The organism is Devosia sp. P2_G7, from assembly GCF_056403495.1.
The window spans coordinates 117,289-133,063 of record NZ_JBFUFI010000007.1 but is presented as its reverse complement, the minus strand read 5'-3'; the positions used below and the strand labels follow the sequence as shown (position 1 = coordinate 133,063).

The 15,775-nt window shown below is 65.0% G+C and carries 14 protein-coding genes; 10 read left to right on the top strand and 4 right to left on the bottom strand.

The window, feature by feature from the left end:
• Positions 1-51 precede the first annotated feature (51 nt).
• From AC1DWU_RS13325 to AC1DWU_RS13280, 10 genes are all read left to right on the top strand, one after another.
• Complete coding sequence (locus tag AC1DWU_RS13325; protein ID WP_477150472.1) at positions 52-1,662, top strand: ABC transporter substrate-binding protein; 1,611 nt, start codon at positions 52-54, stop codon at positions 1,660-1,662.
• A 113-nt stretch (positions 1,663-1,775) separates the two neighbouring features.
• A complete protein-coding gene (locus tag AC1DWU_RS13320; RefSeq protein ID WP_477150471.1) occupies positions 1,776-2,810 on the top strand; it encodes an ABC transporter permease in 1,035 nt (344 codons plus the stop codon).
• Positions 2,807-3,709, top strand: a complete 903-nt coding sequence (locus AC1DWU_RS13315; RefSeq protein ID WP_477150470.1) for an ABC transporter permease — start codon at positions 2,807-2,809, stop codon at positions 3,707-3,709. The genes AC1DWU_RS13320 and AC1DWU_RS13315 overlap by 4 nt, the downstream gene beginning before the upstream one ends.
• Positions 3,706-4,548 (top strand): ABC transporter ATP-binding protein, encoded by an 843-nt coding sequence (locus AC1DWU_RS13310; protein WP_477150469.1) that lies wholly within the window; start codon positions 3,706-3,708, stop codon positions 4,546-4,548. The genes AC1DWU_RS13315 and AC1DWU_RS13310 overlap by 4 nt, the downstream gene beginning before the upstream one ends.
• Before the next feature lie 3 nt (positions 4,549-4,551).
• A complete protein-coding gene (locus tag AC1DWU_RS13305) occupies positions 4,552-5,271 on the top strand; it encodes an ABC transporter ATP-binding protein (protein ID WP_477150468.1) in 720 nt (239 codons plus the stop codon).
• Between the two features lie 109 nt (positions 5,272-5,380).
• Positions 5,381-6,421 carry a LacI family DNA-binding transcriptional regulator gene (locus tag AC1DWU_RS13300; protein ID WP_477150467.1) on the top strand — a complete coding sequence of 347 codons (1,041 nt, stop codon included), beginning with the start codon at positions 5,381-5,383 and terminating at the stop codon, positions 6,419-6,421.
• Positions 6,418-8,028: an FAD-dependent oxidoreductase gene (locus AC1DWU_RS13295; protein WP_477150466.1), complete on the top strand. Its 1,611-nt coding sequence runs from the start codon at positions 6,418-6,420 to the stop codon at positions 8,026-8,028. The genes AC1DWU_RS13300 and AC1DWU_RS13295 overlap by 4 nt, the downstream gene beginning before the upstream one ends.
• A 47-nt stretch (positions 8,029-8,075) precedes the next feature.
• Complete coding sequence (locus tag AC1DWU_RS13290; protein ID WP_477150465.1) at positions 8,076-9,329, top strand: ABC transporter substrate-binding protein; 1,254 nt, start codon at positions 8,076-8,078, stop codon at positions 9,327-9,329.
• A gap of 48 nt (positions 9,330-9,377) precedes the next feature.
• The gene (locus AC1DWU_RS13285; protein ID WP_477150464.1) at positions 9,378-10,304 is read left to right on the top strand and encodes a carbohydrate ABC transporter permease; all 927 of its coding nucleotides are present in this window, start codon (positions 9,378-9,380) and stop codon (positions 10,302-10,304) included.
• Positions 10,294-11,136: a carbohydrate ABC transporter permease gene (locus tag AC1DWU_RS13280; protein ID WP_477150463.1), complete on the top strand. Its 843-nt coding sequence runs from the start codon at positions 10,294-10,296 to the stop codon at positions 11,134-11,136. The genes AC1DWU_RS13285 and AC1DWU_RS13280 overlap by 11 nt, the downstream gene beginning before the upstream one ends.
• A gap of 3 nt (positions 11,137-11,139) precedes the next feature.
• On the opposite strand, the gene AC1DWU_RS13275 is transcribed toward AC1DWU_RS13280, so the two are convergent.
• The 4 genes from AC1DWU_RS13275 to AC1DWU_RS13260 are packed head-to-tail and all read right to left on the bottom strand — an operon-like array spanning position 11,140 to position 15,755.
• On the bottom strand, positions 11,140-11,925 hold the full coding sequence (locus AC1DWU_RS13275; RefSeq protein ID WP_477150462.1) for an NAD-dependent epimerase/dehydratase family protein: 786 nt from the start codon (positions 11,923-11,925) through the stop codon (positions 11,140-11,142).
• Between the two features lie 8 nt (positions 11,926-11,933).
• Positions 11,934-13,625: an ABC transporter ATP-binding protein gene (locus tag AC1DWU_RS13270; protein WP_477150461.1), complete on the bottom strand. Its 1,692-nt coding sequence runs from the start codon at positions 13,623-13,625 to the stop codon at positions 11,934-11,936.
• On the bottom strand, positions 13,615-14,772 hold the full coding sequence (locus tag AC1DWU_RS13265) for an ABC transporter permease (protein WP_477150460.1): 1,158 nt from the start codon (positions 14,770-14,772) through the stop codon (positions 13,615-13,617). The genes AC1DWU_RS13270 and AC1DWU_RS13265 overlap by 11 nt, the downstream gene beginning before the upstream one ends.
• Positions 14,769-15,755 (bottom strand): ABC transporter permease, encoded by a 987-nt coding sequence (locus AC1DWU_RS13260; protein WP_477150459.1) that lies wholly within the window; start codon positions 15,753-15,755, stop codon positions 14,769-14,771. Before AC1DWU_RS13260 ends, AC1DWU_RS13265 begins: the two co-directional genes overlap by 4 nt.
• Between the last annotated feature and the right edge of the window lie 20 nt (positions 15,756-15,775).

Genomic DNA, 15,775 nt, shown 5'->3' with positions numbered 1-15,775 from the left:
ACAACCGGCCTCATCAGCCGGAGCCTCAAGATTTCAACCAGGGAGACTGTCATGCGTTTGTTCAAGACGCTTATGGCGGTTGCCGTCGGCGCGGTGATGACCGCGTCCGGAGCGATCGCCGAAACACCAAAGAATACTCTCGTCATCGCCGACGCGATCGACGACATCATCACGCTCGATCCGGCCGAAGTGTCGGAAGTCGGCGGCGTGCTTGCCAGCCAGCAGATCTACCAGCCGCTGGTCAGCTTCGATCCGGCCGATCCGACCAAGATCAACGGCGTCCTCGCCGAGAGCTGGTCGGTGTCGGAAGACGGCAAGACCTTCACCTTCAAGATGAACCCGAAGGCCAAGTTCGCCTCGGGCAATCCGGTGACGGCGGCCGATGCCGAGTACTCGCTGCAGCGCGTCATCCTGCTCGATAGCCGCATTTCGTTCATCCTCACGCAGTTCGGCCTGAACAAGGACAACGTGAAGGACAACATCAAGGCGATCGACCCGCAGACCCTGCAGCTCATCGTCGACCAGAAGTACGCCCCGAGCTTCGTGCTCTACGTGCTGTCATCCTTCACCGGCGGCATCGTCGACTCGACCATCGTCAAGCAGCACGAGGGGACCAAGGAAGACGGTTCCAACGACTACGGCAACGCATGGCTGAAGTCCGAGAATTCGGCTGGCTCGGGCCCTTACGTGCTGACCAAGTGGGATCCGAAGGTTTCCATCCTGCTCAGCCGCAACGAGAACTACTGGGGCACCGCCCCGGGCGTCGACCGCGTCTTCCTGCAGCACATGCCGGAGTCGGCGACGCAGCGTCTCGCGCTCGAGAAGGGCGACATCGACATCGCCAACAAGCTCGGCCCGGACGATATCGGCGCCGTGTCGGCGAACCCCGACGTGCAGGTGCTCGAGGGCGTGTCCTCGACGATGTACTATTTCGGCCTCAATGTGCGTAACCCGGCGCTGAGCAACCCGAAGGTCGTCGAAGCCATCAAGTGGGCCGTCGACTACCAGGGCATCGCCGATACTATCGGCAAGGGCACCATCAAGGTGCACCAGACCATGATCCCGGACGGGTTCCTTGGCGGTGGCATCAACTACAACCCCTACTCGCTCAACATCGAGAAGGCCAAGGCGCTGATCGCCGAGTCCGGCGTTGCCACGCCGATCAAGCTCGCGACCGTTGTCTGGAACGTGCCGCCCTACCCCGACTACGCCCAGGCCGTGCAGGCCACGCTGTCGCAGATCGGCGTCGATCTCGACCTGCAGGTGGTGGACGGCGGCCCATGGCTCGACCGCTACCGCTCGCACGATCTCGACATCTGGTTCGGCCTGTGGGGCCCGGACTATCCCGATCCGCACTCGAACGCCAAGGCCTTCGGCAATCATGATCCGTCGGATCCGGATGGCCAGAAGGGCAACCTCGCCGATCGCTTCGGCTGGGACTCGGGCAAGGTCTCTGAGCTCGTGAACCAGGCCGTGCAGGAGCAGGACGTCGAAAAGCGCAAGGCGCTCTACGACGAGGCCCAGCGCCTCCACACGGACACCTCGCCGTTCGTGTTCATGTTCCAGGACAGCCGCAAGGTTGCCATGCGTTCGAACGTCAAGGGCGTCGTGCTCGGCATCACGTTCTCCGACGACCGCTACGGCGGCGTGACGAAGGAATAACTCACAAGGGCCGGCGGTCCGCCGCCGGCCTCTTCCACCTGAGGCCACTGGCCTTGGAGATCCCATTTGAATTCGACTGCAGAGAACATGAGCCGGGTGCGTGGGTGCTTCGCATGAACCGCCCCCTTCGCCTCTTCATCGACATCGGCTCATGGCTGATCACGGTGGCGATTACGCTCGTCGGCCTTGCTGCCCTCACCTTCTTCATCGGCCGCGTGCTGCCGATCGATCCGGTGCTCTCGATCGTGGGCGAGAAGGCGACGCCGGAAGTGTACCAGAAGGTTTATCTGGAGCTCGGGCTCGACAAGCCGATCTGGGCGCAGTTCTGGGACTATCTGGGCAAGCTCCTGCGCGGCGACTTCGGCACCTCGTTCTCGACCTCACGGCCGGTTCTGACCGACCTCATGAACTTCTTCCCGGCAACGCTTGAACTGTCGACCATCGGCCTGATCATCGGCGTGCTGCTCGGCGTGCCGATGGGCGTCGCCTCGGCCTATTGGCACGAGAAGTGGCCGGACCACGTGCTGCGCGTCGTCGGCCTCGTCGGCTATTCGGTGCCGGTGTTCTGGCTCGGACTGGTCGGGCTGTTCGTCTTCTATTACCTGCTCGGCTGGGTGTCGGGCCCGGGCCAGCTCGATGTGTTCTATGTCGGGGTGGTCGACCGGATCACCGGGTCGATCCTGATCGACAGCGCCATCGCCGGTGAGTGGGAGATCTTCCTCAACGCCATCAGCCACATGACGCTGCCGGCGCTGCTGCTCGGCTATTACAGCCTCGCCTATATCTCGCGCATGACGCGCTCGGTTATGCTCGACCAGTTGAGCCGCGAGTACGTGCTGACGGCACGGCTGAAGGGCGCCAGCGAGTTCCGCGCCGTCGCCGGGCATGCGCTGCGCAATGCGGCTATCCCGCTCGTCACCGTCATCGCGCTCTCCTATGGCGGACTGCTCGAGGGCTCGGTGCTGATCGAGACGATCTTTTCGTGGCCGGGCATCGGCAACTACATCTACTCGTCGCTGTTCGCAGCCGACATGAACGCCGTGCTGGGTGGCACACTCTTGGTCGGCGTGGTGTTCGTCCTTCTCAACATGCTGAGCGACGTGCTGTACCGCGCACTCGATCCGCGCTCGCGGGAGTTCGCGAAATGAGCGTCACCCCCGATCTGGTCGACGATCCGAAGCGCGCGGTGCGCGCCGCCCGCTGGGCCGAATTCAAGATCTTCACCCGCCGCTTCATGCGCAACCCGCTCGGCGTGGTCGGGCTGGTCATTGTCGTGCTTCTGCTGCTCTGCGCCGCGTTCGCGCCGCTGCTGGCGACGCACGACCCGTATCTGCCAAGCCTCGGCGACAGGCTTGCCGCCCCCAGCACCACCTTCTGGCTTGGTGCCGATGAGCTCGGCCGCGACATCTACTCGCGCGTGATCTACGGCTCGCGGCTGACGCTCTTGATCGTGGCGCTGGTCATCGTCACTTCGGCGCCGATCGGGCTGATCATCGGCGCGGTCTCCGGCACGGTCGGCGGCTGGGTCGACGTGATTTTCATGCGCGTCACCGACGTGTTCCTCGCCATCCCCAAGCTGCTCCTGGCGCTGGCGTTCGTCGCGGCGCTCGGGCCCGGCATCACCAACGCGGCGCTCGCCATCACGCTCACCGCCTGGCCGCCGTACGCGCGCCTCGCGCGCGCCGAAGCGCTGGTGGTGCGCAACTCGGACTACGTCAACGCCGTGCGCCTCGCCGGTGCCAGCGAATTCCGCATCATCGTGTTCCACGTCATCCCGATGTGCCTCAGCTCGGTGATCGTGCGCATGACCTTCGACATGGCGGGCATCATCCTCACCGCCGCCGGCCTCGGCTTCATCGGGCTCGGCGCACAGCCACCGCTGCCCGAGTGGGGCGCGATGATCTCCACCGGCCGCAAGTTCATCTTCGATCAGTGGTGGGTGGCGACGGTGCCGGGCATCGCGATCTTTACCGTGTCGCTCGGCTTCAACCTGCTCGGCGACGCGATGCGCGACCTGCTCGACCCGCACCTGAGGCAGCGTAAATGAGCAACCTCGTCGAGATCGAGAACCTCCACATCGCCTTCCGCAATGACGAGGGCGGCTACAACGATGCGGTGCGCGGTGTCTCGCTGTCGCTCGGCCGCGAGAAGCTTGGCATCGTCGGCGAGAGCGGCTCGGGCAAGAGCCTCACCGGCCGTGCCCTGCTTGGCGTGCTGCCGCCTTATGCGCGGATCAGCGTCGACAAGATGATGTTCGACGGCATCGACTTGAAGTCGGCCAGCCCGAAGCTTCGCCGGTCGCTGCGTGGTGGCCGCATGGGGATGATCCTGCAGGATCCGAAATTCTCGCTGAACCCGGTGATGACCGTCGGCAAGCAGATCGTCGAGGCCATCCGTATCGGCGATCGCCGCATCTCCGGCGGCGAGGCGAAGAAGAAGGCGCTCGGCATCCTCGAGGCGGTGCACATCCGCGAGCCGGAGCGGGTGTACAAGCTCTACCCGCACGAACTCTCGGGCGGCATGGGCCAGCGCGTCATGATCGGCATGATGGTGGTGCGCGAGCCGGACCTGCTGATCGCCGACGAGCCCACCTCGGCGCTCGACGTGACGGTGCGAACCCAAGTGCTGTCCATCCTCGACGAACTGGTGACCCGTCGCGGTATGGGCCTGATCTTCATCAGCCACGACCTCAACCTCGTGTCGAAGTTCTGCGACCGGGTGATCGTCATGTACGCGGGCCGCATCGTCGAGAGCATCGAAGCCAACCGCCTGCACGAGGCCACCCACCCGTACACGCGTGGATTACTTTCGTGTCTGCCCGCCATCGACGGCACGCTTGAACCGCTGCCCGTGCTCAATCGCGACGCAAGTTGGGCGGAGGCCTGAAGCATGCTGGAAGTTCATGATCTAAGTGTAGACTTCAGCGGCACTTTGGCCGTTCGAAACACTGGATTTCTAGTCGATTCCGGCGAAAGCTTCGGCCTCGTCGGCGAGTCCGGCTCGGGCAAATCGACGATCCTCCGCACCATCATGGGCCTCAACGCCAACTGGACTGGCAGCATCGCGGTCGATGGCCTCGACGTCCGGAAAACCCCGCGAAAACAACTCGCCAGGGTGGTCCAGATGGTGTTCCAGGACCCCTACTCCTCGCTGCACCCGCGCTACGTCATCGGCCAGCAGATCGCAGAACCCATGAAAATCAATGGGATAGCGAACCCGGAGCGCCGCACCGCCGAACTTCTGGAGCTGATCGGCCTCGGCGCCAAGTTCCAGTTCCGCTTCCCGCACGAGCTCAGCGGCGGCCAGCGCCAGCGCGTCGCCATCGCCCGGGCCCTGGCGCTGAGCCCTAAAGTGCTGCTGCTGGACGAGCCGACCTCGGCGCTCGACGTCTCGATCCAGGCCGAAATCCTCAACCTGCTCAACCGCTTACGGAAAGAGCTCGGCCTCACGTTCGTGATCGTCAGCCACGATCTCGCTGTCATCAGCTACATGTGCGAGCGGCTGATGGTGATGCGCAACGCCCAGCCGGTCGAGACCCTGACCCGCGAGCAACTCCGCTCCGGCGCCATCGCCGCGGACTACACCAAGGCGCTGATCGCCGCCGCCTGACCCTCAGCTCCCTTCTCCACAGCCGGCCGGCCTCCAGTTGACTCTCCGCCGCTATGGCTGCTAATACGCATTAGCTGCTAATACGTATTAGCGACTTTGGGAGGATCGGTTGGCCAAGGGCGGACGGCTTACGCAGCGGGATATTGCCCGGCTTGCCGGGGTCAGCCAGGCCACGGTTTCCCTGGTGCTCAACGACGCCAAGGCGGCCGAAGGGCGCATTCCCGACGAGACGCGCGAGCGGGTGCAGAAGGCGATCCGCGAGACCGGCTATGTCGCCGATCCGATCGCGCGCCGCATGGCCAAGGGCCTCAACCGCATCCTCGGCGTCTTCACCTATGAGCCAGCTTTCCCCAGTGCGCAGGCTGACTTCTTCGCGCCGTTCCTGTTCGGCATCGAGGAAGCGGCGCAGACGCTTGGCTACGACCTGCTGCTGCTCACGGGGGCACCGAGCCAGCGTGGCAAGCGCAAGATCTTCCACGAAAACAACCGGCTACGCCTCGCCGACGGCTGCCTGATCCTCGGGCGTGAGTTCGACCGCGCTGAGCTGAAGCGGCTGGTACAAGGCGACTATCCGTTCGTCGCCGTGGGCCGCCGCGATCCCGTTGGTGCGCCGGTGCCCTATGTCGGCGCCGACTATGTCACCGGCACGGCGGAGATGGTGCGCCGGGCCAAGGCGAAGGGGCACACGCGGTTGGCCTATGTCGGCCCCGGCAAGGGTGCGGAATCGTCGGTCGATCGCTGGACCGGGTTCAGTGCGGCGCTCGGGGATGCAGAACTCGCGCTGCACATCACGGAGGTCGGCGGCCCTGCCCTGCCGGTGCTCGAGGCGATCCGCAAGTCGGGCGCCACGGTGGTGTTCTTCACCGAACTGGCGGACGCCGTGGTGGTCGAAGCTGCGGCGCGTTCGCAGATGCTGTCGGTGCCGGGCGACCTCTCGATCGTGGTGCTCGGCAGCCATATCCGGCCGGTGCAGTCCGGGACGCGGTTCACCACTTTCTCGATCCCGCGCGAAGAGATGGCGCGGCGCGCCACGCAGATGCTGGCCGAGCGGATCGAAGCCAATTCCGAGGGCGGGCAAGTGCTGCTCGCCTGCGAACCGGTCGAAGGGGAAACCCTCGGCACTCCCAACCTAGCGGCGGATTTCAAGTGAAAGAGTTTTCGGCAGATATCGCGATCATCGGCGGCGGCCTCGGCGGCGTTGCGGCGGCGCTCGGGGCACTGCGCGGCGGGCGCACCGTGGTGATGACGGAGGAATACGACTGGATCGGCGGGCAGATGACCAGCCAGGCCGTGCCGCCCGACGAGCACAGCTGGGTCGAACAGTTCGGTATCACCCGCAGCTATCGCGCGCTGCGCAACGGCATCCGCCAGTACTATCGCGACCATTTTCCGCTGACCGAAAAGAGCCGCGCCTGGGGCGATCTCAACCCGGGCGGTGGCTTCGTGTCGCGGCTCTGCCACGAACCGCGGGTGGGGCTGGCGGTGATGGAGGCGATGCTGCTGCCCTATCGTGGCGGCGGCAAGCTCACCGTGCTGCAGCCTTACAAGCCGGTATCGGCGGAGACCGATGGCGACCGGGTGCGGGCGGTCACGCTTCGGCATCGCGACAGCGGCGAGCGGATCGTGGTGTCGGCGAAGTACATCATCGACGCGACGGAACTTGGTGACCTGCTGCCGATGACCGGTACGGAGTACGTCAACGGCTTCGAGTCGCAGGCGGAGACGGGCGAACCCTCAGCACCGAGTGTGGCGCAGCCGGACAACCAGCAGGCGGTCTCGATCTGCTTTGCCATCGACCATGTCGACGGCGACCAGCGGATCGACAAGCCGAAGAACTACGAGAAGTGGCGCGCCCTGACGCCGAGCTTCTGGGGCGGGCCGCTGATCGGCTTTCGCGCGCCGCATCCGCGGACCCTCCTGCCGACCGTGCGCAGCTTCACACCGAACCCGGACGACGATCCGACGCTGGTCGACGCGGACCAGCGCAAGAACCCGGGCGACGGCAACCTCTGGACCTTCCGGCGCATCGCGGCGCGCGGCAACTTCGTGCCCGGTGCCTACCAATCGGACATCTGCCTCGTGAACTGGCCGATGCTCGACTATTTCGAGGCGCCGATCATCGACGTGCCCGAGGATGTCTACCAGGCTCGGCTTGCCGAGGCGGCCGAGCTCTCGATGTCGGTGTTCTACTGGCTGCAGACCGAGGCGCCGCGTGAGGATGGCGGCCAGGGTTTCCCCGGCCTGCGGCTGCGCGGCGATGTCACCGGCACCAGCCACGGACTGGCGATGGCGCCCTATATCCGCGAGAGCCGGCGTATCCGGGCGGTGACCACGATTGTCGAGCAGGACCTCAGCTATGCGACGCGCGGCGAACAGGGCGCGGTGAACTATCGCGACAGCGTCGGCATCGGCATGTACCGGCTCGATCTCCACCCTTCGACCGGCGGCGACAACTATATCGACGTCGCCTCGTGCCCGTTCGAGATCCCGCTCGGCGCACTACTGCCGCAGCGGATGACCAACCTGCTGCCGGCCAGCAAGAACATCGGCACCACGCACATCACCAACGGCTGCTACCGGCTGCACCCGATCGAATGGAACATCGGCGAGGCCGCTGGGCTGCTCGCCGCGCATTGCCTCAACGAGGGGCTGACGCCGCACCAGGTGCAGGCCGATGACGCGAAGCTGGGCGATTTCCAGGACCGCCTCGCCCTCGAGGGGATCGAAACCCGCTGGCCGGATGTGCGCGGCTACTAGCGGAACCTCACAACCAAGAACCGCACCGAGACTGCACAAGGAGGAACATGATGAGACTGAGGACCATTTTCGCCGGACTGGCGATGACCACTACCGCCCTTTCCGCCCTTGCCGCCCCGGCAATGGCGGAGGACCTGCGCATGGCGATCTGGAGTGCCAACGAGGCACACCTGGCGCTCTTCAACGGCATTGCCGATGAGTACGAGGCGGCGCATCCGGGGGTGAACATCACCTTCGACTCGCTGCCGTTCGACGGCTACACGACGACGCTGACCACGCAGATCGCCGGCGGCAATGCGCCGGACCTCGCTTGGATCCTCGAGACCACGGCGGGCGACTTCGTCAGTTCGGGGGCACTGTCGCCGCTGAAAGCAACGTTCGAGGGGGCGGCGGACTACAACCTCGCCGATGTGACCGAAAGCGCGCTGGCACTGTGGACGGCCGGCGGCGAGATCTACGCATACCCGTTCTCCACCTCGCCGTTCGGCATGTTCGTCAACAACGACGTCATCAAGGCCACCGGCCAGAAGACACCGGCCGAGCTGATCGCGGCGGGCGAGTGGACCTGGGACAATGCCGAGGCTATCAACACGGCGGTCTCCGCGGCGGGCAAGCAGGGGCTGATCGTCCGCGATTTCGACTACAAAGTCTGGGACAACCTGGCCGCCATCTGGAACGGCTGGGGCGCCTCACCCTGGAGCGCCGACGGCAAGACCTGCACGTTCACCGAGCAGCCGATGGTCGATGCGATGACGTTCATCCACAAGGCCATCTTCACCGACAAGGCAATCCCCGGCCCTGGCGTCACCGCCGACTTCTTTGCCGGCGACGCGGCGATGACCATCACCCAGATCAGCCGCGCCTCGCTGCTGCCCAAGGAGAACCCGTTCAGCTGGGATCTCGTGCCGCTCCCGGCTGGTCCGGCAGGTGAGTACGCGGTGATCGGCCAGGCCGGTATCGGGGTCTTCGCCTCGGGCAAGAACCCGCAGGTGGCGGCCGACTTCCTCGCCTTCTTCACCAGCCCGGAGAACGCCAAGAAGCTCGCACAGTTCTTCCCGCCGCCGCGGGCGAGCCTGCTGACCGCCGAAGTGCTGGGCGCCGCTAATCCGAAGCTCTCTGCCGAGCAGATCGAGGCCGTGGTGATCAAGGGCATCTCGACCGGCAAAGTGAAGCCCGGTCATGCCGGTTTCGCCGAGATCCAACAGACGGCCCGCGCGGCACTTGATGCCCTGTGGGTGCCGGAAGCAGACGTCCCGGCCGTGCTGAAGTCGGTCTGCGACCGCATCCAACCGATGCTCTAACCTATCCGGCGAGGGCGTCCGCGCCCTCGCCACCTTCAAGGATTTCTCATGCCCTTCGCCGCGCCCACAGCTGACCGAACGAGCAAGCGGCCGTTCTGGACGACGGACCGGCGGGACAGGCTGGCCGGGTACCTGTTCATCGCCCCGCAGCTGATCGGCATCGTCGTTTTCGTGCTGATCCCGCTGGCGCTGGTGTTCTGGTATTCGCTGCACGAGTGGAACGTGCTGGCCGGGACCTTCCGCTTCGTCAACGACGCGAACTACCAGAAGCTCGCGGCGGATCCGGCGCTGCCGGAGGTGCTGACCGCGACGGCGATCTTTTCGGCCGGACTGGTGGTGTTCAACCTGAGCCTGGCGTTGCTGTTGGCTGTGCTGGTGAACCAGAAACTCAAGGGGATCACCGTATTCCGGACGATCTTCTTTTCGCCGGTGGTGGTGTCGCTGGTCGCCTGGACCATCGTCTGGAGCTTCCTGCTTCAGGCCAATGGCGGCATCAACGGGTTGCTGCAGGTTATCGGTATCGAGGGCCCCAACTGGCTGCGTTCGCCGCCCACCGCGATGCTCTCGGTCATCGTGGTGCAGGTGTTCAAGAATGTCGGCCTCAACATGGCGCTGTTCCTTGCGGCCCTGCAGGGCGTACCGCGCGAGCTCTACGAAGCCGCACGGATCGACGGCGCAGGCCGGTGGACGCAGTTCCATTCGATCACGCTGCCGCTGATCTCGCCGACCGTGCTGCTCACCATGATCATCACCATCGTGGGCTCGCTACAGGTGTTCGCGCAGATCGCGGTGCTCACGCAGGGCGGGCCGGGGATGTCGACGACGGTGCTGGTCTACTACCTCTACCAGCAGGCGTTCCAGTTCCATCGCTTCGGCTACGGCGCCACCATCTCCATCGTCCTGTTCCTGATCGTCGCGGTGCTGACCTTCGCGCAGTGGCAGATGCGCAAACGGATCGTCTTCTATGAAAACTGACCTCTCACCGCGGGTCCGCGTCGCGCTCTATGGGCTGCTCTGCGTGCTCGCCATCCCGTTCGTGTTTCCGACCTGGTGGATGGTGACGAGCTCGGTGAAGCCGATCTCGGACATCTTCGCGTTCCCGCCGGAGATCATCCCGCGCAGCTTCGACTGGTCGACCTATTCCGAGGTGTTCCGGCTGCAGCCCTTCGCGCAGCAATACTGGAACTCCTGCTACATCGCGGCGATCGTCACGATTGGCACGATGCTGGTGTCGTCGCTCGCCGGCTATGCCTTCGCGCGCATCAAGTTTCCGGGCGCGAACGTGCTGTTCATGGTGGTGCTGCTGGGGCTCTTGATCCCGAGCGAAGTGACCATCGTGCCGCTGTTCCAGATGTTCCTCAAATGGGGGATGGTGAATACGCACTGGCCGCTGATCCTCGTGCCGATCTTCGGGGCGCCGAGCGTGTTCGCGACATTCGTGATGCGGCAGTTCTTCATCGCGCTGCCGGTGGAGCTGGAAGAAGCGGCGCGGGTCGATGGGCTCGGGCGGTTCGGCATCTTCTGGCAGATCGCGCTACCCTTGGCGAAGCCGGCGCTGGCGGCGGTCGCGATCTTCACCTTCCTCCACTCGTGGAACCTCTATCTCGAGCCGATCGTGTTCCTGACGTCGCCGGGTAACTTCACGCTGCCGCAGGCGCTGACGCAGTATGTCGATGTGTACCAGGGGCCGATGTGGAACATTCAGCTGGCGGCGGCGACGCTGACCGCGCTGCCGGTGCTGATCGTCTTCATCTTCGCGCAGCGCCAGTTCATCGAGGGGCTCGCGCATACCGGGCTCAAGGGCTAGCCGTCAGTCGTCGAAATGACCCCAGTTGGCGAAGGTGCCACCTTGCAGGCGGGTGACGACCGGGTCCGGCTGCGGCCACTCGGTCTTGCCTTCGGGCAACGGCTGTTCGCTGGCCGAGTGCTGTGGACGCCAGCCGAGGGTCTGGTCCGGATCGTTGAGATACCAGGCGCCCTCGTTGTCTGAGATGGCGAAGACGGTGCGATAGCCGAGGTCGGGGGCGTCGAGGGCAGTGGTGACGAGGCCCACCAGATCGTCCCGGTGGACGAAGAGCTTCAGGTCGCGCTGCGTGTTGGACGGGTTGGCAGCGCAGATGCGAATGCTCATGCAGCCGATGCCGAACTTGTCGTGGTAGAGCCGGCCGAGGTTTTCGCCGAACAGCTTACTGACGGCATAGAGCGTGTCAGGTCGGAGCTCGGAGTGGATATCGAGCGGCACCTCGGTGGCGGGATGCATGCCCAGCACGTGATAGGACGAGGCGTAGATGACGCGGGGGACACCGGCTTTGCGGGCGGCGTCGAAGATGTTGTACGTGCCGACGATGTTGGTATCGAGTATCTGCTGCCACGGCGCCTCCTTGGACATCCCGCCCAGATGCACCACTGCTGAGATGTCCCGACGTACCAGGTCATCCACCGCCGCCCGGTCGGCCAGATCGGCGAGGACCACCGTCCCACCGTCCACAGGCGCTGTGATATCGGTGGCGAGGAACGCCCTGCCCGCTTCGGCAAACCTCGACCGGAAATGGGTGCCGAGCCTGCCGGCGGCTCCAGTCAACAGGACTTGCGGCATAGGTTTCCTCAGGCGGGAGCCGAGAGCCGCAGGCGCGGATCGGGGCGGGGGACGGCGCGGATCAGGGTTTGAGTATAGGGATGCTCGGGCCGCTCGCAAATCTGCGCTACGTCGCCGATCTCGACGATCTTGCCGTTCTTCATCACCGCGACGCGGTCGCAGAAATAGCGGATCACCGAGATGTCGTGGCTGATGAACAAGTAGGAGAGGCCATACTCGTCCTGCAGCCCGCGCATCAGGTCGAGCACCTGGTGGCGCAGCGAAACGTCCAATGCCGAAGTGGGCTCGTCGGCAATGATCAGGCGAGGCCGCAGCGCGATGGCGCGGGCGATGGAGATGCGCTGCCGCTGGCCGCCGGAGAAGGCGTGCGGGTAGCGCTCGCCACCATCGGCGGGGAGACCGACGCGCATCAGCAGTTCCGCCACCCGGTCGCGCATCTGGCGCTCGGTCATGGTGGTGTTGGTGCGCAGCGGCTCGGAGATGATCTGGTAGACGGTCATCCGCGGGTTCAGCGACGAGTGCGGGTCCTGGAACACCATGCGCACTTCGCTGTAGAGCGACTTCATCTCGCGCTTCGACAGGCGGGCGATATCGACCTCGACGCCATCGCCGCGCCAGTAGTTCACTTGCCCGCCGGTGGGCGTGTAGATGCGGAGCAGCGTGCGGCCGAGTGTGGTCTTGCCCGAGCCGCTCTCGCCGACGACGCCGACGGTCTCGCCCTTGTTGATGGTGAGGCTGACGCCGTCGATGGCCTTGAGATAGGCGGTGGGCTTGCCGAGGATACCGAGGTTCAGCGGGAAATGCAGCGAGAGGTCGCTGATCTCGGCGATCGGGGATTCCTCGGCTGGGCGCGGCGGGCGGGGCGCCGGCGTTTCGAGCTTCAGCACCGAGCCGAGCAGCGCTTTGGTGTAGGGCTGCTGCGGCCGCTCGAACAGGTCGAAGACATCGGCCTGCTCCACCATCTCGCCCTTGAACATCACCATAACGCGGTCGGCGATCTGCGCGACGACGCCCATATCGTGAGTGATAAACAGCACGGCCATGCCGCGATCGCGCTGCAACTCGCGCAGCAGCGACAGGATTTCGGCCTGAGTGGTGACGTCGAGCGCCGTGGTGGGCTCATCGGCGATCAGGATTTCCGGGTTGCAGGAGAGCGCCATGGCGATCATGGCGCGCTGGCGCATGCCGCCGGAGAACTCGAAGGAATAGCGATCGAGCGCCGCTTCCGGATTGGGAATACGGACGCGATCGAGCAGTGCAGCGGCGCGCTTTCGCGCCTCTTCCTTGCTGATCTTCTCATGCAAGAGGATGGCTTCGATGATCTGGTGGCCGATGGTGTGGACCGGCGACAGACTAGACATCGGCTCCTGAAAGATCATGGCGATGCGCCGGCCCCGCACCTCGCGGATGCCGCGGCCGAGCGCGCCGAGCTTGACGATGTCGACCTCGCCACTGCCGGTATCGAGCAGGATTTCTCCGGCGGTGATGCGGCCGGGCGCGGCGACGAGTTGCAGGATGGCGCGGGCGGTGACGCTCTTGCCCGAGCCGCTTTCGCCGACGAGGCACAACGTTTCTCCGCGGGACAGGCTGAAGCTGACGCCCCGCACCGCATGCACCACGGATTTGTGCACCGGGAACTCGACGGCGAGATCCTTGACGACGAGGACCGGTTTGGCGTTGGGCGTGTCGTTACTTGGCATAGGGATCAGCAGCGTCGCGGACGCCGTCTCCGAGGAAGTTGAGCGACAGCACCGCCACCACCACGCAGATGCCGGGGACGAACAGCCATGGCGCCTGGGTGATGGCGCGGAGGTTTTGCGTGTCCTGCAACAGCACGCCCCAGCTGACGATCGGCGGCTGCAGCCCGAGGCCGAGGAAGCTGAGCGCGGTTTCCGCAAGGATCATGTGCGGGATGGCGAGGGTGACAGCGGCGATGATGTGCGAGTAGAGGCTCGGCATCATGTGACGCATGATCAGCCGGAACTCGCTGACCCCATCGAGCCGCGCCGCAATGACGAAATCGTCGGTGCGAAGGCTGAGGAAGCGGCCGCGCACCACGCGGGCAATCTCGGTCCAGCCGATCAGCGACAGGATGACGAGGATCGAGAAATACACCTGCAGCGGCGGCCAGTCCTTCGGCATGGCGGCCGCCAACCCGAGCCACAGTGGAATGGTCGGTACCGAGCGGATGAACTCGATGACGCGCTGGATCACGCGATCGACCGTGCCGCCGCGATAGCCCGAAATGCCGCCGAGGATCATGCCGATGACCAGCGATAGGCTGACCCCGACAAGGCCGATCGACATCGAGATGCGCGTGCCGTGGATGGTGCGGCTGAGCAGGTCACGACCCAACCGATCGCCACCGGCGAGGAAGAACGGTTTGCCCTTCTCGAGCGGGCCGATGAGGTGGAGATCGGCGTCGAACAGCCCCCACATCTTGTAGCTCTGGCCGCGGACGAACAGGCCGATCGGGATGATCTCGGTCGGCTTGGGCGTGAAGACGCGCCGGAAGCTCTTGGCATCGACCTTGATATTGAAGCCGGTGACATGCGGCTGGAAGGTCGAGCCGCCGGCGCCATCGTCGACGAACCAGCCGATGGTCTGTGGCGGCACGTAGGTGAAGCGCGGATCGAACTTGGCCGGGTCCTGCGGCGCGAGGAACTCGGCGAACAGCGCGACGAAGTAGATCAGCCCGACGATGAACAGCGAGAGCAGCGCCAGCTTGTGCTTCTTGAACTTGTACCAGAACAGGGTCCACTGGCCGGCGGCCTGCAAGCGCCCGGCTGTGAGCTGCTGATCGAGCAGACCGGCTTCGATGTCGGTGGCTTCGGTGGGCGCGCTCATGACAGCCGGATCCTGGGGTCGGAGATGGCGAGCAGGATGTCGGAAACCAGCGTGCCGATGAGCACGAGCCCGCCGCTCAACAGGATGAAGGCACCGGCGAGGTACATGTCCTGGCTCTTGAGCGCCTGCAGCAATAGCGGGCCGGCGGTGGGGAGGTTGAGCACAGTAGAGACCACCAGCTCGCCCGAAATCAGCGCCGGCAGCACCCAGCCGACTGTGGAGATGAAGGGGTTGAGCGCCACGCGCACCGGATAGGTTAGGATGAGTCGCATCTCGGGCAGCCCCTTCGAACGGGCCGCCTCGACATAGGGCTTGTGCAGTTCATCGAGGAGATTCGCCCGCATCACACGGATGAGCGAGGCGGTGCCGGCGGTGCCGAGAACGAAGATCGGGATCCAGGCGTGGGTGATGAAGTCCCACACCTTGGCCAGCGAGAACGGCGCGTTCTCGAAGGCCGGCGAGAACAGGCCGCCGACCGAGACGCCGAACCACATGGTGGTGGCATAGAGCAGAACGATGGCGAGGAGGAAATTGGGAGTCGCCATGGCAAGGAAGGCGAAGGCGGTCGCCACATAGTCGGTGACCGAGTACTGCCGCACCGCCGAATAGATGCCGATGGGCAGCGAGAAGGCCCACATCAGCATCAGCGTCAGCACCGAGATCAGCGCCGTCATTCCCATGCGGCCCCAGATCAGCTCGGTGACCGGTTGGTTCCACTCGAAGCTGTCGCCGAAATCGCCGCGCAGGACGATGCCGCCGATCCACTTGAAATACTGGACCACGACATTCTCGCCGAGCCCGTAGCGCTCGCGGAGGCTGTTGAGCACGGCGCTGTCGACGGTCTCGCCCGACTGCGCGATCTGCGCGGCATAGGTTGAGACGTAGTCGCCCGGGGGCAGTTGGATGACGGTGAACGCGAGGATCGAGATCGCCACCATCGCCGGGATCATACCGGCTATTCGCTTGAGGATGTAGAGGAGCATGAACCGCCCGTGCGTTGGGC